Source organism: Zhouia spongiae (assembly GCF_022760175.1).
Taxonomy (GTDB): domain Bacteria; phylum Bacteroidota; class Bacteroidia; order Flavobacteriales; family Flavobacteriaceae; genus Zhouia; species Zhouia spongiae.
The window spans coordinates 3235686-3256083 of record NZ_CP094326.1 but is presented as its reverse complement, the minus strand read 5'-3'; the positions used below and the strand labels follow the sequence as shown (position 1 = coordinate 3256083).

Sequence of the window (20398 nt, the reverse complement as noted above, 5' to 3'; positions counted from 1 at the left end):
TATGCTATTTGTAGGATTTTTTTATGCGATCGAGGTTTCTTTTGTTTTCCCTGTCCTTAATCGTTTCACGCTTATCGTGCAGCTTTTTACCTTTAGCAAGAGCTACTTCCATTTTAGCCAATCCGCGATCGTTTAAGAATATCCTTAACGGGACGATGGTGAGACCGGCATTTTTAACTTCCTTATGAAGTTTTCGGAGCTCTCTTTTATTTAAAAGGAGTTTACGTTCGCTTCTGGGTTTGTGGTTGTAGTGGGTACCATGAGTGTATTCTTCAATATACGTATTGACAGCAAACAGTTCGCCACGATCATTAAACTCGCAGAAACTTTCTGTAATAGAGGCTTTTCCTAAACGGATCGATTTAATTTCAGTTCCGGTTAGAACAATTCCGGCAACATACTTATCCAGTATTTCATATTCGAAACGTGCCTTTTTGTTTTGTATATTGATTTTATTTTTCATGGGAGAGCAAAAGTAATAACAATTACCGAATATCCTATCCTTAAGAAGCGAAGACTTTTGTGGTATTTCTCCCGGGCGGTAATCCGTTTCATAATGTTATATTGCTTCCAGGGCAATTTTTATCATATCGTGTAATGAGGTTTCTCTGTCTTCGGAAGAAGAGGTTTCGTGGGTAACCAAACTGTCCGATATGGTGAGGATAGATAAAGCCTGTACATTGTATTTTGCAGCAAGTGTATATAGGGCGGCTGTTTCCATTTCTACGCAGAGAACGCCATACTGAGCCCATTTCTTGTAATAATTGGAGTTATCCTGATAAAAGACATCGCTGGTCAGTACATTGCCTGCCTTGACTTTTATATTTTTTTGATTTGCCGCCTGATAAGCTTTTTGCAGCAATTCAAAATTAGCCGTAGGAGCATAATCTTCTGCTTTGAAAGTAAAGCGGTTGATGCTGCTATTGGTAGATGCCGCCATAGCCAGAACGATGTCCCTGATTTTTATGTATGGCTGGTATGAACCGGCTGTACCGACCCTTATAAGTTTTTTGGCTCCATATTCATTGATGAGTTCATGGACATAAATGCTTATGGAAGGAACGCCCATTCCCGTTCCCTGAACAGAAACCTTTTTTCCCTTGTAGGTTCCCGTATATCCATACATTCCGCGAACTTCATTATACAGAGTGGGATTTTCCAGGAATGTTTCAGCGATCCATCTGGCTCTCAGCGGATCGCCGGGTAACAATACATTTTCTGCAATATCACCATTGGTTGCACCAATATGTATACTCATAGTTTCAGGATTTTATAGCTTGATCCAGGATACGATATCGGTTCCGTTGGAGGTGCCGATTCTGTCGACCCCCAGATCAATATACTTTTTAGCAGTCTGATAATCTCTGATGCCTCCTGATGCTTTTATCTTCGCCTTTCCGTTTATGATTTTTTTCATCAGTATAATATCATTATATGTAGCTCCTCCCGTTCCAAAACCGGTAGAGGTTTTTACAAAATCAGCACCAGCATCAACCGCTATTTTACATACGAGTTCTTTTTCGGCATTAGTCAAATAACATGTTTCGATGATCACTTTTAAAGTGTGTCTTTTGGTGATGTTTCTTATAAAGGAGATTTCCTGTAGCACTTCATGGTGTTTACCGCTTTTTAACAAGCCCAGGTTGATTACCATATCGATTTCATCAGCTCCGTCAGACAGGGCCTGGTCGGTTTCGAAGGCTTTAGTTTTTCCGCTCATTGAGCCAAGAGGAAATCCTATTACAGAACAAACAGAAACACTGGTATCTCTTAAAAGTCTTTTCGCCAACGAAACATATGCTCCGTTGACACATACGGCAAAAAAATCGTATGTACTTGCTTCCCGGCAAAGGGTTTCAATATCGTTTATGGTAGTAGCAGGCTTAAGCAGTGTATGATCGATGTATCTGTTTATTTCCATATAGTAAAGATAGGAAATGTAGCCGATGATCGGTTGTCGGATTTATCTAAATATAAAAAGAGCGTTAGTGTTAGCAAGCAGTTGTTGATTTTTTATTGTAGCGATCATTCATCTGGTGTTAAAGATTGTTTAGTTTATAAGATATATCTGTACACAAGATACTGTAAATATACTATAAAGATATTATATATGCTATATAATTACTTTATATATTTTATATGATCTGTCCTGACCCGTCCTAAAATAGCTATACAGATTACCAACGGATTTGTCGCACTGAATATTTCTGAAGTGATTTTAATAAAAAGGCTATCAGTGAGTGGTGAGTGTGATCATACAGGCTTTATCCCGGATAATGAGGCTTAAGAGAAGTGGTGGATGGAAGGGGGATGAACAAGCCCGGAAATTATTCCGGGCTTGCTGAGGGATATAGTGGTTTATTAATTTTCTACCAAGTCGGACTGGTTTCTGAATACAAGTTTATCATCGAATTCATCGAGTAAGATGATACTGTCTGTATGTACTTTACCACTTAGAATTTCTTTTGACAGCTCGTTAAGAACTTCTTTCTGAATCACTCTTTTCACCGGCCTTGCCCCGAATTGCGGATCATATCCTTTTTGAGCCAGGTGTGTGATGGCTTCTTCGGTAGCGTCGAGGGTAATATTTTGCTTAGCCACCATTTTAAACACATTTTTCAATTGTAAGCGTACAATATCATTTATGTTGGCCCGGGTTAAGGGTGTAAACATAATAATATCATCTATACGGTTCAAGAACTCAGGTCTGACCGATTGTTTCAGTAAGCCGAGTACTTCGACTTTTGCTGATTCGGTAGCAGTATCTATGTCCTTTACGGCGTCAAACTTTTCCTGGATGATATGGCTTCCAAGGTTGCTTGTCATAATAATGATGGTATTTCTGAAATCTGCCAAACGACCTTTGTTATCTGTCAGCCGGCCTTCATCAAGCACTTGTAACAAGATATTGAACACATCCGGGTGGGCTTTTTCAATCTCGTCTAATAATACAACCGAATAAGGTTTACGACGAACAGCTTCTGTTAGTTGTCCGCCTTCATCATATCCAATATATCCCGGAGGAGCACCTACCAATCTGCTTACGGAATGCCGTTCCTGGTATTCGCTCATATCAATCCGGGTCATGGCGGTCTCATCATCGAACAAATATTCTGCCAGGGCTTTTGCCAGTTCTGTTTTACCAACCCCGGTTGTTCCTAAAAAGAGGAATGAACCTATCGGTTTTTTAGTATCCTGTAAACCGGCCCGACTTCTTCTGATAGCATCAGAAACTGCCTGAATAGCTTCTTCTTGTCCGACGACTCTGGCATGTAGTTCGTCTTCCAGTTTCAATAATTTTTCACGTTCGCTCTGAAGCATTTTTGATACAGGTATTCCTGTCCATTTGGCAACAACCTCGGCGATATCTTCACTGGTAACCTCTTCTTTAATCAGGGTATTACCTTCGCCCTGCATTTGGAGCAGTTCTTTTTTAAGCTCTTCGAGTTTTTCAGTGGCATCTTTTATTTTGCCATAACGGATTTCGGCAACTTTTCCGTAGTTGCCATCCCTTTCTGCTTTTTCGGCTTCCAGTTTATAGTTTTCGATGGCTTCCTTGGTATTCTGAACCTCATCTACCACGTCTTTTTCAGATTGCCATTTGGCAAAAATCTCGTTGCGTTCTTCTTTCAGGTTTGCGAGATCTGCATTTAAACTTTTGAGTTTGGCTTCATCGTTTTCGCGTTTAATGGCTTCAATCTCAATTTCTAATTGCATGATCTTTCTATCGAGTACATCTAACTCTTCGGGTTTGGAGTTTATTTCCATTCGTAGCTTAGATGCGGCCTCATCCATCAGATCAATGGCTTTATCGGGTAAAAATCTGTTTGTAATATATCGTTGCGACAATTCTACGGCAGCTATAATGGCATCGTCTTTAATACGTACTTTGTGGTGTGTTTCATATTTTTCTTTTATACCACGTAGTATGGATATAGCACTCTCGGTGTCCGGTTCGTCGACCATAACTTTCTGGAAACGACGTTCGAGGGCTTTGTCTTTTTCGAAGTATTTTTGGTATTCATCTAACGTTGTAGCTCCGATAGCCCTTAATTCACCACGGGCTAATGCCGGTTTTAGTATATTAGCTGCATCCATGGCTCCTTCGCCACCACCTGCGCCGACAAGGGTGTGGATTTCATCAATGAACATGACGATATCTCCTTCGGCCGAGGTAACTTCTTTGACGACGGATTTTAACCGTTCTTCAAACTCTCCTTTGTATTTAGCACCTGCGATAAGGGCACCCATGTCGAGGGAAAAGATCTGTTTGTCTTTTAAGTTCTCAGGTACATCTCCCTGGATGATCCTGTGCGCCAATCCTTCTGCAATAGCTGTTTTACCCACGCCCGGTTCGCCGACAAGCATAGGGTTGTTCTTGGTTCGTCTGGACAATATTTGTAAAACCCTGCGTATTTCTTCGTCGCGCCCGATAACCGGATCGAGTTTACCATCGTTGGCCAGCTGGTTAAGGTTTTTAGCGTATTTGTTAAGTGCGTTATAGGTTTCTTCTGCGCTAGCAGATGTAACTCTTTCACCTTTACGCAACTCTTCAATGGCACTTTTTAATCCTTTTTCAGTCACTCCCTGATCTTTTAAAATCTGGGCTATTTTACTTTTAGACTTGAAAATTGCCAGCACCAGATGTTCGACAGAAACAAATTCGTCGTTCATCTTTTTTGCAATGATACTAGCTTCATTCAAGGTGTTAGCTGCATCGCGCGATAACATCATGTCTTGTCCACTTACTTTTGGAAAGCTGTTCAGGGTGCTGTCTAAAATCTGATTTAAGAGTGCTACGTTAACATTTAGCTTCTTTAATAAAAAAGGAAGCACATTTTCGTCTACCTCTGATAAACCTTTAAAAATATGCTCATTTTCTATTTGCTGATGACCATAACTTTGTGCTATTTGCTGAGCACGCTGAATGGCTTCCTGCGATTTTATGGTATAATTGTTAAAATTCATTTTATATTATTTTTGTTGCGTTTAAATCTTTTGATTTGTAATTGTCAATTCTTGTTCCGTACTATTCTTTCAGACAAAATGACCTGTTTTGATGAGAATTACCGGACAAAATGACATTTTAACTAGTTAAATTTTAGGGAAGATATGGGATTATTTGATAAAATATTTGGTGGATCGGCTGATGAGGATTCAGTTTCTCATGTGTCCTGGAAAACACTTGAAGATACAAATAAAATAGATGAATTAATAGTATTGTCGCATCTAAAACCTGTAGTTATATTTAAGCACAGTACCCGATGCGGCATTAGCAGAATGGTGTTGAACGGATTCGAACAGGGGTACAATTTGGGAGAAGAAAGTATTGAGCTCTATTTTTTAGACCTGCTGAAGTACAGAAATGTTTCTAACGAAGTGGCGCAAAGATTTGGAGTTGTACATCAAAGTCCACAGTTAATTATTGTAAAAGCAGGGGAGGTGGTTCATCACAATTCACACGGGGAGATCGATGTAAAAATTATTAATAAGTTTATTTAAATAAAAAGAAGCTGCCTTAAATGAGACAGCTTCGCATTAATAAAATTTTTAGTTGAATTTATGCCGGGATATTATTCCTTTGAGCTTGGCCTTTAAGTCTTCACCTGCATTATATACCATTTGTTCATTACTGGGGAAGGGTACACGCCTCAGGTCCAGCAGTGGAAGAAGGGAATTATCTAAAGCCCGTCTGTCGCCTTTAAACGTTGCAAATTGATGGATAAACTTATATCCGCTGGCCAGGGGATACGAGTTTATGGTTTGCTGTGAATTGGTTTCTTTAAAATTGATATCGCCGACAACTTCAACAAATTTGGTTTGTGTAAATTCGTAAAAAACACATCTGATTGTTTTGAAGTTATCTATTTTGATATAGTTGCCAAGGCTGTCTTTTAATTTGTTCCCGCTATTATCAGTAGCATATTTCCACCCGTCTTTGATCTGTTTTTCTTTTATGATCTCTCGTTCTTTAATTTGTTCAGGAGAAATATTGATTTGTTTAAAAGCAAGATCCATTTCGTAGTCATATTTAAGGTTTGACTGTGGATTGCTGTGATAAATAGTCCAGAAATCATTTATGCCATATGAATTGAAACTGAGAAGGTCTTCTTCCAGGCGCCGAGGGATTACCATTTCGGTATCGTTAAACAGTGAAACCTGTACGTAGTCAATCCCTTTATAGTGTGCCTCTTCCATTTTATCAACAATGTTACGATAATTCGGATTGATTCGGTTTAAATACTCAAAGTCTTCATATGCAACCCTAAAGTCTTGTTTTGTCCGGCCGGAGCTTAATATATTACTAGCCTTTTCATATAAATAGTCTGAGGTTTTGTTCTTGAAAGCAATGATCTCATCTGAATAATCTACAAATTTAAACTTTGCATTCCTTCCATGATCAGCAATAACAAGAGGTAAAAGAGGTTTGATCTGTTGTTGTCTGAACTTTAATTTTTCATAGGCTTCATAGATGGCTTCATAGTTTTCGGGATTATTTTCCTTTACCAAAAATTTAATATGGTCAAGATCTCTAGATGTAGCTTTTGCGTAGGCTTCTTCAAGCATCAATACATATGGCTGATTGTTTTTTTTGTTTTTGTTTTCTCTGAGTTTTTCAAGAGCAAGATTCATCGCAGTGTCGTAGTCTCCAACATTAATTGCCTCTTGGGTTTTTTTAACCCCGCTACAGGCGATGATACTTAAGAATATAGATAAGAGTAATATTTTTTTCATAAATCCAGGGTTTTTGTAATTTAATTTATTCAAATAAGATCGTTAGTTGTTTTGAAATGTGTGGGCTGCTATATTTTTCATTAAAGTTTTAAATATTCCTCAGGTAAAATGATTTTTAAAACTTATTAATGCTTGTTTCATGGTCTGTGCGTTATGGTTATCAGGATATATCAATCATAATGCCAAAAATAAAAAAAGCCCACAATTAGATGTGAGCTTTGGTTTGATTTTTTGAAATCTTAGTGTTTATTATTTTTTTTCGGATTGTAAGGTGGGAGTAATTTAGATGAAACTTCACCAAATCCAATTCTGTAATCGGCGTTTCGACAATACCCTTTTACGGTAATGGTATCTCCGTCTTCCACAAATTTACGTTCACTACCATCGTTAAGTTTAATAGGGTTTTTACCTCCCCAGGTTAACTCGAGCATAGATCCGTAGGAGTCGGGAGTAGGGCCCGATATGGTACCGCTGGCCATCATATCCCCGCTATTAACTTTACATCCGTTAACAGTATGGTGAGCCAATTGCTGTGCCATATTCCAATACATGTATTTGAAGTTACTTCTGGTGAGGATAGCTGTCTCTCCATTTTCAGGGGTCAGCTCTACTTCTAAATTAATATCGAAGCTCTTTTTTCCTGTTGTCTGTAAATATGGTAATGGTTTCGGATCTTGTTCAGGTCCTTCTACTCTAAAAGGTTCGAGGGCATCGATGGTAACGATCCACGGTGAAATGGAAGAAGCAAAGTTCTTTGCCAGGAATGGTCCCAGCGGAACATATTCCCATTTTTGGATATCTCTGGCACTCCAATCGTTAAACAGCACCATTCCGAAAATATAATCTTCAGCTTCACCGACAGGAATAGGTTCTCCCAGAAGATTGGCATCGGTAGTAATGAATGCCATTTCCAGTTCAAAATCAACCCTTTTAGAAGGACCATACACCGGATTAATTTCACCAAGCGGCAAGGTTTGTCCCATAGGTCTGTGTACCGGAATACCAGAAGGGATGATGGAAGAGCTCCTGCCGTGATATCCGACCGGAATGTGCAACCAGTTTGGCAGCAAGGCATTATTAGGATCCCTGAACATGGTACCCACATTGGTAGCGTGTTCTTTGCTGCTGTAGAAATCGGTATAATCACCGATTTGAACCGGGAGCTGCATTTCGATTTCATCTAAATCGAATAATACGATTTTACAGTGTTCTTCATTATCTCTAAGTTCTGAGTTTTCTTTTTCGAAGATTTCAGAAATTCTGTTTCTTACCAGCCTCCATGTTTTCTTTCCGTCGGATATAAAGTCATTAAGGGAGTCCTGTAAGAAGATATCGTCGGTTAACGGAATATCTTCAAAATATCCTAATTGATGTAAAGCACCGAGGTCTATAGCTTTGTCCCCGATACGGGTACCGATAGTAATAACATCATCGCGAGTCAGGAATACCCCGAAAGGGATATTTTGTATGGGGAAGTCAGAGTCCTGAGAAACAGGAATCCAAGATTGCTTTTTTGGGTCGTTAGCTGTGTGTGGCATGACAAATTTGTTTATTATTGTTTGATAAATAATGATTCAAAGGTATTATTTTCAACTAATTTACCAATCTATTTTTTATTTTTGGGCTTTATTTAACGAAAGACTATTAGAATGCAACGCGACGAACAAATTTTTGATTTAATTCAAGCTGAAAAAGAGCGACAAATACACGGGTTAGAGCTTATTGCTTCCGAGAATTTTGTAAGTGAACAGGTTATGGAAGCTGCCGGTTCTGTTTTAACCAACAAGTATGCGGAAGGGTATCCGGGAAAACGTTATTATGGCGGATGTGAAGTTGTTGATGAAGTGGAAACCATAGCTATTGAACGTGCAAAGGAACTGTTTGGTGCAGCATGGGTGAACGTACAGCCTCACAGTGGATCTCAGGCTAATACGGCTGTGTATGCGGCGTGTTTAAAGCCGGGTGATAAAATTCTGGGTTTCGACCTTTCTCACGGGGGGCATTTAACACATGGATCGCCTGTAAACTTTTCCGGCAAATTATACCAGCCTGTTTTTTACGGGGTTGAAAAAGAAACGGGCGTATTGAATTATGACAAGATTGAAGAGATCGCAGAAAAAGAGCAGCCAAAAATGATTATAGCCGGTGCTTCTGCCTACTCACGTGATATCAATTTTAAAAGGTTCAGGGAAATTGCAGATAAAGTTGGAGCTTTATTGATGGCGGATATTTCGCATCCGGCAGGTTTGATCGCTAAAGGGGTGTTGAGTGACCCGATTCCGCACTGTCATATTGTTACTACAACCACACATAAAACATTACGTGGCCCCAGGGGAGGTATGATTATGATGGGGAAAGATTTTGAGAACCCATTTGGAATTACACTTAAAAGCGGAAAGCCAAGAATGATGTCTTCTTTATTGGATAGTGCTGTTTTTCCGGGTAACCAGGGTGGTCCGTTAGAGCATATTATCGCTGCGAAGGCAATTGCTTTTGGTGAAGCACTTACTGATGAGTTTTTACATTATATCATTCAGGTTAGGAAAAATGCCCAGGCAATGGCCAAAGCGTTTGTCGCAAGAGGATATGACCTGATTTCAGGAGGAACGGATAATCATTTAATGTTAATCGACCTTCGAAATAAGGAAGTAACAGGTAAACAGACCGAAGAGGCTTTAGAAGAAGCAGGAATTACGGTTAATAAGAATATGGTCCCGTTCGATGATAAAAGTCCGTTTGTAACAAGTGGCATAAGAATCGGTACGGCTGCGATTACAACAAGAGGTTTGAAAGAAGAAGATATGGAAACGGTTGTAGCTCTTATTGATGAAGTTGTTAATAATATTGAGAACACATCAATTCTTGAAGCGGTAAAAGCAAAAGTAAACGACTTAATGAAAAACTATCCGCTGTTTCAGGCATAAATAGTTTTTTAATATATTTAGAAGGCCTTAATCTTATTGGTTAAGGCTTTTTTTATTCGTTTTTTTAAATAGATTTTCATGTCAACAGTTTTAATTATCGGTTATGTATGGCCGGAACCGGATTCATCAGCTGCTGGCCGTAGAATGTTACAGTTGATCCGCCTGTTTCAGAGCCAAGGTATGAAAGTGGTTTTTTCTTCGCCCGCACAACGAACCGGTAACGGGTCTGACCTGGAGGAAACAGGGGTCGAGACCAGGCAAATAGAATTAAACAATTCGTCGTTTGATGTTTTTATCGAAGGGTTACGTCCGCAAATCGTAATGTTCGACAGATACATGATGGAGGAGCAATTCGGATGGCGTGTGAATGAGAAATGTCCGGAAGCAATCAGGATTCTGGATACTGAAGATCTGCATTTTTTAAGGAAGGCAAGACATAAAGCCGTAAAGAATAATGCAGAGGCAGATCTTTTTGAAGGAGATTTGGTTTTACGCGAACTGGCCAGTATATATCGTTCAGACCTTACGCTCATTATATCTGAGGCCGAAATGAAATTATTGAAAGATGTTTTTAAGCTTCCGGATGAATTGCTGATGTATCTGCCCTTTCTTGAAGACCCCATACGACAAAGCGATATAAAAGCATGGAAACCTTTTGAAGAGCGATCGCATTTTATCTTTATAGGTAATTTTTTACATGCTCCCAACTGGGATGCAGTTTTATATTTGAAAAAGCATGTATGGCCTTTGATCAGAAAGCAACTGCCGCAGGTCGAATTACATATTTACGGAGCCTATGCAACGCAAAAAGTCTTTGATCTGCATCAAGAACAGCAAGGTTTCCTGATAAAGGGGAAGGCTGAGAATGCCAGGGAAGTGATGCAGGCAGCCAGGGTTTGTATTGCACCATTGCGTTTTGGAGCCGGGTTGAAAGGAAAACTGATAGAAGCTATGCAGTGCGGTACGCCGAGTGTTACTACTGAAGTAGGCGCAGAGGGTATTAAGGGCGATCTTGAATGGAATGGTTTTGTTACCGGTGATCCGGTTTCTATGGCCCGTATGGCTGCTGTATTGTACACAGGTAAAACGCAGTGGTATGAGGCCCAGGCCAGTGGTATATCCATTTTAAATAAGCGATTCGATGCCGCTGTGTTTAAGAAAAACCTGATCTATGCCATAGATCGGCTACAGTATGATCAGGATCGTCACAGACGGGTAAACATACTAGGGAGAATGCTTAACCACCAAACGATGCAATCGTACAGGTATATGGCCAAGTGGATTGAAGAAAAGAATAAGAATTGATCAGATCTTGATTACTTTCCCTTTTTTATATAACCAAAAAGCAAACAACCATATTATAAAAGTAAATGCAAGTGCATACATGAAACTGGCAAGGTGATTTTCAAATATACGCTGAAACAGGTGTTTAAAAGACCATCCGTATAACGTTGTACCATTTATCTTAAATACGTATATAAACAGTTTTACGACGATAATAGAAAGTACATAACTGGCCAGCGGATTTTGTCCGAACACTTTAAAAGGAAGTGTCCATTTTTCTTTTTTTCCGATATCAATTACCCAAATCAGGATAGCCCAGAAGCCTGTTATTATACCAGAGGTATAGAGTGTATAAGATCCGGTCCACAGAGGTTTATTAATAGGGTACACAAAATTCCATACCAGACTTACAGCTATCAGAGATAGAGAAACAACAGCGAGGTGATTGAGTTCCTTTGTGCCTGGTTTACCATGTTTTAAAGTGTTTTTGCCAATAAGGTAACCAAGTATTACCTGAGCCGCGCTTGAGAGTGTTCCTAATAATCCTTCAGGATCAAAAGGTATTCCGAAGCCGCTATAAACATGATTTGAACCCAGGAGCCATATGTCTATTGTTCCGCTTATGTTAGATTCGAGGTCATAAGGTGTTGTACCTCCCAGAAAGTATAATAGGCTCCAATGTGTTAGCAATAAGGCTATAAGGGAAAGAATTAATGAACGTGTGTTCTGTATTAAGGTAATTACAATGCCGGCAAGCATGAATGCTAAAGCAATCCGTTGCAGGACTCCGAAGATTCTGAGATCGGCAATGTTGGTTTGATAAAAAGGAAACCAGTTGAGCAGCAGGCCGATTAAAAATATAACAGCGCCTCTTTTAAGTAGTTTATTGCGTATTTTTCTATGATTATCACGGTTAAGCTTTTTCAGGGAAATAGACATCGAAAGTCCGACAACAAATAAAAAGCTTGGGAAGACCAGGTCTGTCGGAGTACAACCGTGCCATTCGGAATGTTTAAGCGGGGCATAAACATAGCTCCACGACCCGGGAGTATTAACTACAATCATTAAACAAATAGTAATTCCTCTTAATACATCAATAGATAAAATACGATTTTTCATATTACAATGATCGAAAATTTATGAAAAGATAGGGATTCAGGGATAAATGTAAAATATTATTGCTTTACGTCAGCAGATACCATATAAACAGGATCAATCTGTTGATAACCGGTATAAAGGTTCAGCAGGCTTTTGAACAGATTATCGGAAGAAACCTGAATTCCCTGCTTTTCGGGTTTTAAGTTTTGCTTCCTTACACGGGTCGGTTGAAATTTGCAGGTTTATGTCTTGTAAACAAATCAGGTTAATTCTACCCGAAAAGATTTTATTGGCACCGCCAAAGGGTATAATACCCCGAGGCTTGCCTCGAAATTAAAATTTGTTTCCGACCAATGCCTCGTGTGCTTGCACCGAGGTAGTTTACGATGTTTGGTTTTAGTCGGTTTAATGTGATAAATTATTTCAGGTGAAAAGTATATCGGTGTATGAAGAATGCATCCTGATAGATAAGGTGTAATAAATACAGAGAAATTATGTGTTAATTTTTTTGCATCTTTGTATCTCTATCCTATAGACAGATCGTAACGGTATTAAATTTAAAAGGTTAAGATTTTCATGAGCTTGAGTTCAGTATCTAAAAAGAAAGTTGGAAAAAAGAAGACGAAACAACGCATAATTGACTATGCGATAGATCTGTTTAATAAGAATGGAGTTCAGAATGTAACCAGTCGCCACATAGCTGCAGAAATGGGGATAAGTCATGGTAATCTCGATTATCATTATAACACCAAAGAAGATTTATTATTGGCGATATATGATCAGATGCGATCTGAAATGTCAGAATCTTATTTGATAAAGGATACGTATTCAAGTTCTTTTGAACACCTCCATCGGCTGTTAATCCACTTGGCTCATTTTCATCTAAAGTACAAGTTCTTTCATTTAGACCTGTTAGAGATGTACAGGGGTTACCCAAGGATAAATGAAATTCTACAGCAGAATTTGATCTTAAGAAGGGATCAGATGGCTGCTCTTTTTAAAAAATTTATCGATGAAGACCTGATCGTCGGTGCATCTACAGACGATTATATCCGACTGAGGCATACTATCAGGATCGTTATTACTTTTTGGCTGATCCAGCAGGAAGTATTGAAAAGTTTTACATTTCAGCAGGAAGGAGAAATGGTAAAACATGTTTGGGAATTATTATTGCCGTATATGACTGATAAGGGAATGGATGAGTACAAACGCGTAATGGATAGTTTTCCTTTTTCGAGTTAGTTTTAAATGCCATTCTGTTTTTTCTGACTTTTCGGATAGCTGTCATACTTACATTTTTATGCCGAGTTGTCATGCGTGGATAAATTCTTGAAATTATTTTTTTACGGATATAGTAATTCTTCAGGGGCTTTGTTAAGAATATGAAAATAATGATCGCATGGCTTTATCAAATCTTAATTTCTTGAAAATTAAATAATTATTCCGGCATCCTCGCATAATCCTTGCGGCAGGTTAGTTAACTAGAAAAGTTAATTAACTTATAAATTAAAAACATGAAAGTTTTAGTCATTGGAGCCGGTAACATGGGGCTCACTTATTCGGAAGGTATGTCGAACTCTCCTTTTTTGGGGAAGCATAAACTAAGAATATTTGACACCGATCCAGAGAAAATTTCTGCCCTGCAAAAAAATCACAATTTTAAAGTTTACAAGGATCTGACTGCGCCTCTTGGTGATAGTGATATCATTTTTATTGCGGTGAAGCCATATCACGCAGATGGATTATTCAAGACCATGAAACCGTTTATTAATCAGGAGCAGGTGTTTGTATCATTAATGGCCGGTGTAACTATAGATACTATTCAAAAAGGTTTAGGGATAGGTAAAGTCATCAGGACGATGCCTAACTTACCGGCACAGGTAGGAAAGGGAGTTACTTCATTTACGGAATCGGAAGAGGTCTCCCGTTTAGAACTGTTGGCAGTTCGGAACTTGCTGGATACTACAGGAGAATCTGTTTATGTAGATACGGAAAGGGATGTGGATGCGTCAACAGGAATTTCCGGGAGCGGCCCGGCTTATGTGTTTTATTTTATGCAATCGATGTTGGAAGCTGCCCAGAAAATGGGATTTTCTGAAGCTGATTCCAAGACTCTGGTGAGTAATACTTTTGAAGGAGCGGTCGAATTGTTTAACCAGAATGACCTTTCACCGGAAAGCTGGATGAACCGTGTAGCATCAAAAGGAGGTACTACCCGTGCTGCTTTAGATTCAATGGAAGACAATAATGTTAAGGAATTGATCAAAGAGGCTGCCTATGCTGCATTTAACAGGGCGGTGGAATTAGGTAAATAGTACTACAGAGTATATAAATTATGGATGATATAAAAAGAGTTGTTGTAAAGGTCGGAACCAATGTTATGACCAATAAGGACAACCGGATTTTACAACCTGTCTTAAAAGAATTGGTACGACAGATCAGTGTGTTGTATGAACGGGATATTATGACCATTTTGGTTTCCTCCGGTTCGTCTATAGCCGGACAAGAGATATTGGGACATTCGGATATAGAGGATCCTTCTACAAGGAGACAAGTTTTTTCGGCGGTAGGACAACCACGGATGATGCGTCATTATTATAGTATATTTCACGATTACGGAATGCGTTGTGCCCAGGTATTGGCCACAAAGCGGGATTTTGCCCCGGGGAAACACCGGGAAAATATGATCAACTGTTATGAGGGCTTACTTTCAGAAGGGGTTATTCCGGTAGCGAATGAAGATGATGCGGTTTCGCTTTCCATGTCGATGTTTTCAGATAATGATGAATTGGCCAGCCTGGTGGCTGAATTGATAAATGCAGATATGTTGATCATCCTCACCGATATTGACGGACTTTATACCGGGCATCCGGATGATGAGAACTCCGAAAAAATAGACGAGGTTAAAATTGATGAAAACGTAGAAAAGTACGTCCAGAAATCTGAAAAAGGAGAAGGAGAAGGACGAGGTGGTATGGAATCTAAGTTAAAGATAGCAAAAGGAGCTGCAGGGAAAGACATCCCGACCTATATTGCCAATGGTAAGCGAGAAAATGTAATTGTTGACATCATAGACGGAAAAGATGTCGGCACAAAATTTATTTCTTAATCACTAAAAGATAAACATGTCATGAAATTATTGAATACAACCGTAAAAAATAAGGTGCTTGGCTCAATGATGAAAATTATTGACCGTGAGCGGGCAAATATAATTAAGGAGAACAAGAAAGACCTTGAAGCTTTTAACAAGGAAGATCAGGCCTTGTACGACCGGCTGATTGTTAACCACGACAAGGTTGATGGTATGATCAGGGCTATTGAAGAGGTCAGGGAACAGGATGACCCTGTCGGGAAATTAAAATCAGAGGTCGTACTGGAGAGTGGACTTAAAGTAACTAATAAGACAGCTCCTTTCGGTACGATTATGATCATTTATGAGTCAAGGCCGGATGTCACTATAGAGGCTGCCGTATTGGCTTTTAAAGCCAATAATAAGATCTTCTTAAAAGGAGGAAAGGAAGCTTATAACAGCAATGTGGTATTAGAGAAGTGCTGGCATGAGGCACTGGAAGCAAATGGATTGTCTAAGGACTGGATCACTTTATTGCATATCAACAGACAAGAGACACAGGAATTTTTAAAGCATCCGCCGGAACAGCTTGATTTGATTGTGCCAAGAGGAGGGGAACGCCTGATCAGGTTTGTAAAAGAACATTCAACTTGCGCTGTCTTGGTGAGTGGCAGGGGGAATAACTTCCTTTATGTGGCTGAAGATGCTGATTGGGAAAAGGCGGTAAAAGTAATCTTAAATGCTAAAACCGATAAGATTTCCGGATGTAATGCTCTAGATAAAGTGTTAATAGATAAGCGTATTCCGGGGTACCGGGATAAGGTTAAGGAGCTTGATAAGATTCTGGAGGCAGCGGGTGTTGAGGTTTTAGTTGACAGGAATATTAAACAGACCCTGGGCCAAAGAACTGAAATACCAAATAAGGATATATGGTACGAAGAGTTTTTGGCTCTGAAGATAGTCATGGCAGCGGTAGATAATGTAGATGAAGCTATTGCGATGATTAATGAGTATTCGGGTGGACATTCAGCGTCTATTTTAACTGAAAATACGGATAAGGCTCAAAAGTTTATGGAACAGGTAGATAGTGCTGCGGTATATCATAATGCTTCCACGAGGTTTACCGATGGTGGACAGATGGGAGTAGGAGCGGAGCTGGCCATCAGTACCGATAAGCTGCACCACCGTGGACCATTAGGTTTAAAGCAATTGGTTACCAATAAATATTATGTTTTTGGCGACGGGCATATAAGAACTTAACCATACTTTTATTAGGCAGGTATATAAAAGCCCCTTTTTAGAGGGGCTTTCTATTTTTGACAGTATTTTTGTGGTGATTAAATAGATAGATCAAAGTAAATTGAACTGGCCTCATTTTCTTCGGTAACATCTTCACCTTTAATTGCTTGAGCGTTGTTGTTCAGCACTTTTAAATTGATCTTCCAGTACCCGGTCATTGTCAGCGAAAGTTTTCCTTTATAGATGCCGGTCTTTGCATCATAACTTAAATGTTCGTTGTTTGGCGAGCTGTGATTATTCATTCCCGGCATTCTCGGGTCTATTTCAATAATATAGTTTTCGACAACGGAAAAATCCATCATGTTTTCCATTTTGAACAGTACAGCTTCAAAATCGTTTACGCTTACGGATAAATCGGCAGGTATATTGGCCAGAACATATCTGTTTTCATCATTCCCCATAAATACATTCACCGTTCTATAATCGTCTGTACTACCGACTACATTGATTTTTTTTGAAACAGAATATGCTTCTCCGTTAATGTTAAAATCGATTTTTAGATTCCAGTATTCTTCTGAGTTCCCGGGCATCTGGAATACAACAAATCCGGTATAAACAGTTTTATCTTCTGATACTGATATTTCCGATTTAGGGCATGAGTGCTGCATAGAAGTCATGTGCATTACCGGATTCCAATCGACGGCTGCATTTTCTATATATTTTTTGGAGGTGTTATCTTTGATGCGGATGGATAAAGCATTATAGCCAACGTGCAGCTGGTCTGTTTCCGAGTAAAGTTCAATATCGAATGATCCTTCATTTAAAGTTTCAACCATTTGTAAATGGGCAACAGGATCTGTAACCTCCTGAGGTGTGTTGTCGTCTGATGAACAGGAGATTAGGGTTATAAAAAGGGTGAGGGCTGTGGTTATTCTGATTGTATTTTTCATTGTTTGTTATTTTATTATTTAATGGTATATGATAATGTGATAAAGAAGTTACGTCCCATTCTTGGGAGGTTCTTCCAGTCTGTGTAGGTTGAATAATTACTGTCAAAAATATTTTCGATTCCTGCTTTCACATAGAAGTCATCATTTGCGATATAAAATTGTTTTCCGACAGCGGCAGAAAAGACTGTGTAGCTGTCCGTCCGGTCTTCTCCGTATTGCGGACTATAGTGGTTTTGTCTGGCAGCGCCGTTGATGCTGATACTTCCTGAAAATCTCCGGCGGTTAAATACCAGCCGGCTCCTGTATTGAAGGGGGCTGATCAGGGGCAGGTCTTCTCTGTCCTGATCAAATCCCCTATGGTATGAAATGAGCCCTGACCATTTAAAATACCTGTTAAGATCACAGGAAGCGTCGAAGGTCAGGTTCGTGATCTTTGCCCTTTCGAGGTTGGTATATATTTTAATCCCGTCGGCCCCGATAGTCATCGGACTTAAAGAAGCATCGGGAACCCCGATTATATAATCATTTATTATAAAATGATTGACTTCCAGATGGGTTTTAACAGCTCCTTTTATAAAGCCTATTTTGGCATTGAATTCCAGTGATTTCTCGTTTTTGAGTCCCGGATTCCCTACATAGTCAAAATTATCAAAGCTATTATAGAGGTAAAAACCAAACCCTTCAGATACAGAAGGCGCCCGGTCTCCAAACGAACCTCCGGTATACAGATGAAAATTACCCAATTGTTTGTGGAACTGGGCAGAGAAACTCTTTAGTACCCTGGTCCGGCTGTCTTCCATATCGGGATAAAAAATCTTGAGACTGTTGAGTCCAAATTCATTTTTGATGTTGCTTCTCTGTATGTCGAGCCTGGTTGACAGCAATAAGTGACCCCATTCCAGGTTCATCTTATCCTCAGCATAGATACCGCTGTTAAAAGTTCTTACATCCGGCCAGGTAAGCATATACATCAGATCTTCGTTTGGATTATTAGGATACATGGTCATCTCTGCAAACGACTTGTTGTAATATCCGTCGATTTTAAATTTAAAATCGTGACGGTCTTTATTTAATTTTAAAGAGGTGTAAAAACCATAGGTGTCGCTCCAACCCGGCATATCCATATGAATAGGAACATCAGGGCGCTTTGTGTCGTCCATGACATGCTTTATCGTATTAAAATATGCTTTTGTTTCCCAGTCAGAAAAAAGTGAGAATAAAGTGTCTTGATTGAAGGCAACAGATCCGATAAAAGCACGTGCTAGCGAAACATCCATGGGAAGTGCCGGATAACCTATATCTCTTGCTTCATCGTATATAAAAGTAGCGGAGAGGTCTTGTCGGTCATTTAGTTTATAACCGCTGTTTAAAGAAAGGTTGTATTTTTCATATTGAGAAAAAAGGACTTCCTCGTTGCCCCCTGCTTTGTAATTATCTGCTTTGCGGTACACCAAGTCTGAATTCAGGTAGAAATGATTACCCGAATAGCTTGTTTCTGCCCCCAGAACATACAGGCTGTTATTAGATTCATAACCTGAATCTAATGATCCGGTCCATCCCTGGTTTTTAAATCCTTCTTTATCGAGTGCAAGATTAATCCCCCCGCCGATTGTATTTCCGTATTCAGCGCCTTGCTGACCGGAAGCTATGTGAGCTTCAGAGAGATTGGATACGTCTACGTATGATGTAACGGGATCCATTTTATCGGTGCATGCTCCAAAAATCCGCATTCCATCAATGGTTACTGCCAGCCGTTCAGATGACATGCCGTTGAGCATAGGTTCCCATGCGTAGGCTCCTCTCTTCACCATGTTGACCTTTCTTGAGCTCTCAAGATATTCGCCTAAGGAAGACAAAGGCTTGGTCTGTTTTTGATAGTTTAAATTGTTTTTTTTCAGTTTGCTCGAGATCAAAATGACCTCATTTAAATTAACGATAGGAGCAAGGGTGTCATTATCGTGACTTTCTTGTGCTTTTACCTGTATTGTTAAAAAGGTTAGTGCCAAGAACACGATATATAAAGTACCCTTGTACGATGCATAAGGAGTCCGTTCCTTAAGCACCTTGCTGATGATACTCATATAAGATGTAATAATGATTAATAAAAGAACATACCGTTTACAGGTTACGGTATCTGAAATTCATTATTAGGAGTTTGGTGGGTGTGGAATGGTAAATGTGAAAAGATTGGAAGAAATATCTTCATCCTGACCAAAGATTGGTTCTTGAATTTGATTTATAGCGAAAGTGTTCTTAAAGGAGAAGTTTTCGAAATAAACAATCTGAAGTATTTCTGTTTTGAGTTGTTTTCCTTCAAATGGGTTTTTATCATTTTTATTTGATTCCTGAGCCAGCATTTTACTTAGGTAACATTTACCATCACAATGTAGTTCAGGCCTGTCTTTATTTTCACAAAGCACTTCACTTATATATTCGTAGTTTATAACATAGTCGACTACCGGCCATAAAGGCTTAAAGAGGGTAGTGATAGCAATAAACAGAATTAAGTGTTTCAACTTTATATATGTTTTAGTTTGTAAAAGCCGGATGTAATAACCAGATCACTGACTTTTTACAGACACAAAAATAGGGTTTAAAGTGAAAATAAGAGCTGATAATTATCATTTTAACCAAACCGAACAGGAAGGATTTCCGGATTAACATTTTGGAGGAGTGTATTTGTATAGATGTTGTTAATAATATGTCTATGGTTTGAAGATTCCTTTAATTTCATCCGGAATACGCATCGGGCGTTTGGTTTCAGCGTTTATCAGGCACCAATTTGTTTCTGCTTTTACCAACAATTTTTCGGTTTTGGCATTAAACATTTCAACCTTGCGTATTGATCTTACGCCTTCAGAACTGCTGACGTAGGTTTTAAGTGTAATAAGATCGTTTAGTAAAGCTTCGCCTTTATATTCAATGTGATGGCTTAATACGACCCATAGATAGCGGTGTTGTTGGTTGGTGTCAGCTATGGATATCCAGTGTTCCTCAGCAATATCCTGAACCCACTGTACATAACGAACGTTATTTACATGGTTCATGGCATCGAGATCTTCCTGTTGTACGGTAATGTGTTTTTCGTAAACTTTCAA

Annotated in this window: 18 protein-coding genes; 7 read left to right on the top strand and 11 right to left on the bottom strand. The window is 39.2% G+C overall.

All coding sequences use genetic code 11. The annotated features are described in order from the left end of the window. Positions 1–4: 4 nt before the first annotated feature. The 4 genes from smpB to clpB all read right to left on the bottom strand — a co-directional run bounded on the left by smpB (position 5) and on the right by clpB (position 4968). Entirely contained in the window at positions 5–463 is a 459-nt protein-coding gene (smpB, locus tag MQE36_RS14110; protein WP_242936619.1) for an SsrA-binding protein SmpB, read from the bottom strand. A gap of 96 nt (positions 464–559) precedes the next feature. Next, positions 560–1258, bottom strand: a complete 699-nt coding sequence (deoD, locus tag MQE36_RS14105) for a purine-nucleoside phosphorylase (protein WP_242936618.1) — start codon at positions 1256–1258, stop codon at positions 560–562. Positions 1259–1270: 12 nt separating this feature from the next. Beyond that, a complete protein-coding gene (gene deoC / locus MQE36_RS14100; protein WP_242936617.1) occupies positions 1271–1921 on the bottom strand; it encodes a deoxyribose-phosphate aldolase in 651 nt (216 codons plus the stop codon). Positions 1922–2361: 440 nt separating this feature from the next. Further along, entirely contained in the window at positions 2362–4968 is a 2607-nt protein-coding gene (gene clpB / locus MQE36_RS14095) for an ATP-dependent chaperone ClpB (RefSeq protein WP_242936616.1), read from the bottom strand. Positions 4969–5112: 144 nt separating this feature from the next. Between clpB and ytxJ the strand changes: the two genes are divergently transcribed. After that, positions 5113–5502, top strand: coding sequence for a bacillithiol system redox-active protein YtxJ (ytxJ, locus tag MQE36_RS14090; RefSeq protein ID WP_242936615.1), 390 nt, complete (start codon positions 5113–5115; stop codon positions 5500–5502). Positions 5503–5550: 48 nt separating this feature from the next. Here the strand turns inward: ytxJ and MQE36_RS14085 are convergent, their stop codons facing one another. Beyond that, a complete protein-coding gene (locus MQE36_RS14085) occupies positions 5551–6735 on the bottom strand; it encodes a hypothetical protein (protein WP_242936614.1) in 1185 nt (394 codons plus the stop codon). Between the two features lie 239 nt (positions 6736–6974). After that, on the bottom strand, positions 6975–8273 hold the full coding sequence (gene fahA, locus MQE36_RS14080; RefSeq protein ID WP_242936613.1) for a fumarylacetoacetase: 1299 nt from the start codon (positions 8271–8273) through the stop codon (positions 6975–6977). A gap of 111 nt (positions 8274–8384) precedes the next feature. Between fahA and glyA the strand changes: the two genes are divergently transcribed. Beyond that, positions 8385–9659 carry a serine hydroxymethyltransferase gene (gene glyA, locus MQE36_RS14075; protein ID WP_242936612.1) on the top strand — a complete coding sequence of 425 codons (1275 nt, stop codon included), beginning with the start codon at positions 8385–8387 and terminating at the stop codon, positions 9657–9659. 78 nt (positions 9660–9737) lie between these two features. Further along, on the top strand, positions 9738–10964 hold the full coding sequence (locus tag MQE36_RS14070) for a glycosyltransferase (RefSeq protein ID WP_242936611.1): 1227 nt from the start codon (positions 9738–9740) through the stop codon (positions 10962–10964). On the opposite strand, the gene MQE36_RS14065 is transcribed toward MQE36_RS14070, so the two are convergent. Beyond that, positions 10965–12062 carry an acyltransferase family protein gene (locus MQE36_RS14065; RefSeq protein WP_242936610.1) on the bottom strand — a complete coding sequence of 366 codons (1098 nt, stop codon included), beginning with the start codon at positions 12060–12062 and terminating at the stop codon, positions 10965–10967. Positions 12063–12617: 555 nt separating this feature from the next. On the opposite strand from MQE36_RS14065, the gene MQE36_RS14060 reads away from it, so the two are divergent. From MQE36_RS14060 to MQE36_RS14045, 4 genes are all read left to right on the top strand, one after another. Further along, a complete protein-coding gene (locus MQE36_RS14060; protein ID WP_242936609.1) occupies positions 12618–13283 on the top strand; it encodes a TetR/AcrR family transcriptional regulator in 666 nt (221 codons plus the stop codon). Positions 13284–13555: 272 nt separating this feature from the next. Then, positions 13556–14356, top strand: a complete 801-nt coding sequence (proC, locus tag MQE36_RS14055; protein WP_242936608.1) for a pyrroline-5-carboxylate reductase — start codon at positions 13556–13558, stop codon at positions 14354–14356. Positions 14357–14376: 20 nt separating this feature from the next. Continuing rightward, on the top strand, positions 14377–15150 hold the full coding sequence (gene proB, locus MQE36_RS14050; protein WP_242936607.1) for a glutamate 5-kinase: 774 nt from the start codon (positions 14377–14379) through the stop codon (positions 15148–15150). Between the two features lie 21 nt (positions 15151–15171). Next, positions 15172–16371: a glutamate-5-semialdehyde dehydrogenase gene (locus MQE36_RS14045; protein WP_242936606.1), complete on the top strand. Its 1200-nt coding sequence runs from the start codon at positions 15172–15174 to the stop codon at positions 16369–16371. Between the two features lie 77 nt (positions 16372–16448). Here MQE36_RS14045 and MQE36_RS14040 read toward each other — a convergent pair whose 3' ends face one another. The 4 genes from MQE36_RS14040 to MQE36_RS14025 form a co-directional block, all read right to left on the bottom strand. After that, a complete protein-coding gene (locus tag MQE36_RS14040) occupies positions 16449–17300 on the bottom strand; it encodes a hypothetical protein (protein WP_242936605.1) in 852 nt (283 codons plus the stop codon). A gap of 14 nt (positions 17301–17314) precedes the next feature. Further along, entirely contained in the window at positions 17315–19381 is a 2067-nt protein-coding gene (locus tag MQE36_RS14035) for a TonB-dependent receptor plug domain-containing protein (RefSeq protein WP_242936604.1), read from the bottom strand. 66 nt (positions 19382–19447) lie between these two features. Next, a complete protein-coding gene (locus MQE36_RS14030) occupies positions 19448–19816 on the bottom strand; it encodes a hypothetical protein (RefSeq protein WP_242936603.1) in 369 nt (122 codons plus the stop codon). Between the two features lie 189 nt (positions 19817–20005). Further along, a complete protein-coding gene (locus tag MQE36_RS14025; protein ID WP_242936602.1) occupies positions 20006–20398 on the bottom strand; it encodes an acyl-CoA thioesterase in 393 nt (130 codons plus the stop codon).

What these genes read in the sequence shown, in the direction of transcription:
- MQE36_RS14040 (WP_242936605.1), bottom strand. Translation starts at nt 17,300, where the DNA reads ATGAAAAATACAATCAGAATAACCACAGCCCTCACCCTTTTTATAACC.
- MQE36_RS14085 (WP_242936614.1), bottom strand. Translation starts at nt 6,735, where the DNA reads ATGAAAAAAATATTACTCTTATCTATATTCTTAAGTATCATCGCCTGT.
- MQE36_RS14045 (WP_242936606.1), top strand. Translation starts at nt 15,172, where the DNA reads ATGAAATTATTGAATACAACCGTAAAAAATAAGGTGCTTGGCTCAATG.
- proB (WP_242936607.1), top strand. Translation starts at nt 14,377, where the DNA reads ATGGATGATATAAAAAGAGTTGTTGTAAAGGTCGGAACCAATGTTATG.
- MQE36_RS14070 (WP_242936611.1), top strand. Translation starts at nt 9,738, where the DNA reads ATGTCAACAGTTTTAATTATCGGTTATGTATGGCCGGAACCGGATTCA.
- deoC (WP_242936617.1), bottom strand. Translation starts at nt 1,921, where the DNA reads ATGGAAATAAACAGATACATCGATCATACACTGCTTAAGCCTGCTACT.
- proC (WP_242936608.1), top strand. Translation starts at nt 13,556, where the DNA reads ATGAAAGTTTTAGTCATTGGAGCCGGTAACATGGGGCTCACTTATTCG.
- smpB (WP_242936619.1), bottom strand. Translation starts at nt 463, where the DNA reads ATGAAAAATAAAATCAATATACAAAACAAAAAGGCACGTTTCGAATAT.
- MQE36_RS14065 (WP_242936610.1), bottom strand. Translation starts at nt 12,062, where the DNA reads ATGAAAAATCGTATTTTATCTATTGATGTATTAAGAGGAATTACTATT.
- MQE36_RS14060 (WP_242936609.1), top strand. Translation starts at nt 12,618, where the DNA reads ATGAGCTTGAGTTCAGTATCTAAAAAGAAAGTTGGAAAAAAGAAGACG.
- deoD (WP_242936618.1), bottom strand. Translation starts at nt 1,258, where the DNA reads ATGAGTATACATATTGGTGCAACCAATGGTGATATTGCAGAAAATGTA.
- clpB (WP_242936616.1), bottom strand. Translation starts at nt 4,968, where the DNA reads ATGAATTTTAACAATTATACCATAAAATCGCAGGAAGCCATTCAGCGT.
- ytxJ (WP_242936615.1), top strand. Translation starts at nt 5,113, where the DNA reads ATGGGATTATTTGATAAAATATTTGGTGGATCGGCTGATGAGGATTCA.
- glyA (WP_242936612.1), top strand. Translation starts at nt 8,385, where the DNA reads ATGCAACGCGACGAACAAATTTTTGATTTAATTCAAGCTGAAAAAGAG.
- MQE36_RS14035 (WP_242936604.1), bottom strand. Translation starts at nt 19,381, where the DNA reads ATGAGTATCATCAGCAAGGTGCTTAAGGAACGGACTCCTTATGCATCG.
- fahA (WP_242936613.1), bottom strand. Translation starts at nt 8,273, where the DNA reads ATGCCACACACAGCTAACGACCCAAAAAAGCAATCTTGGATTCCTGTT.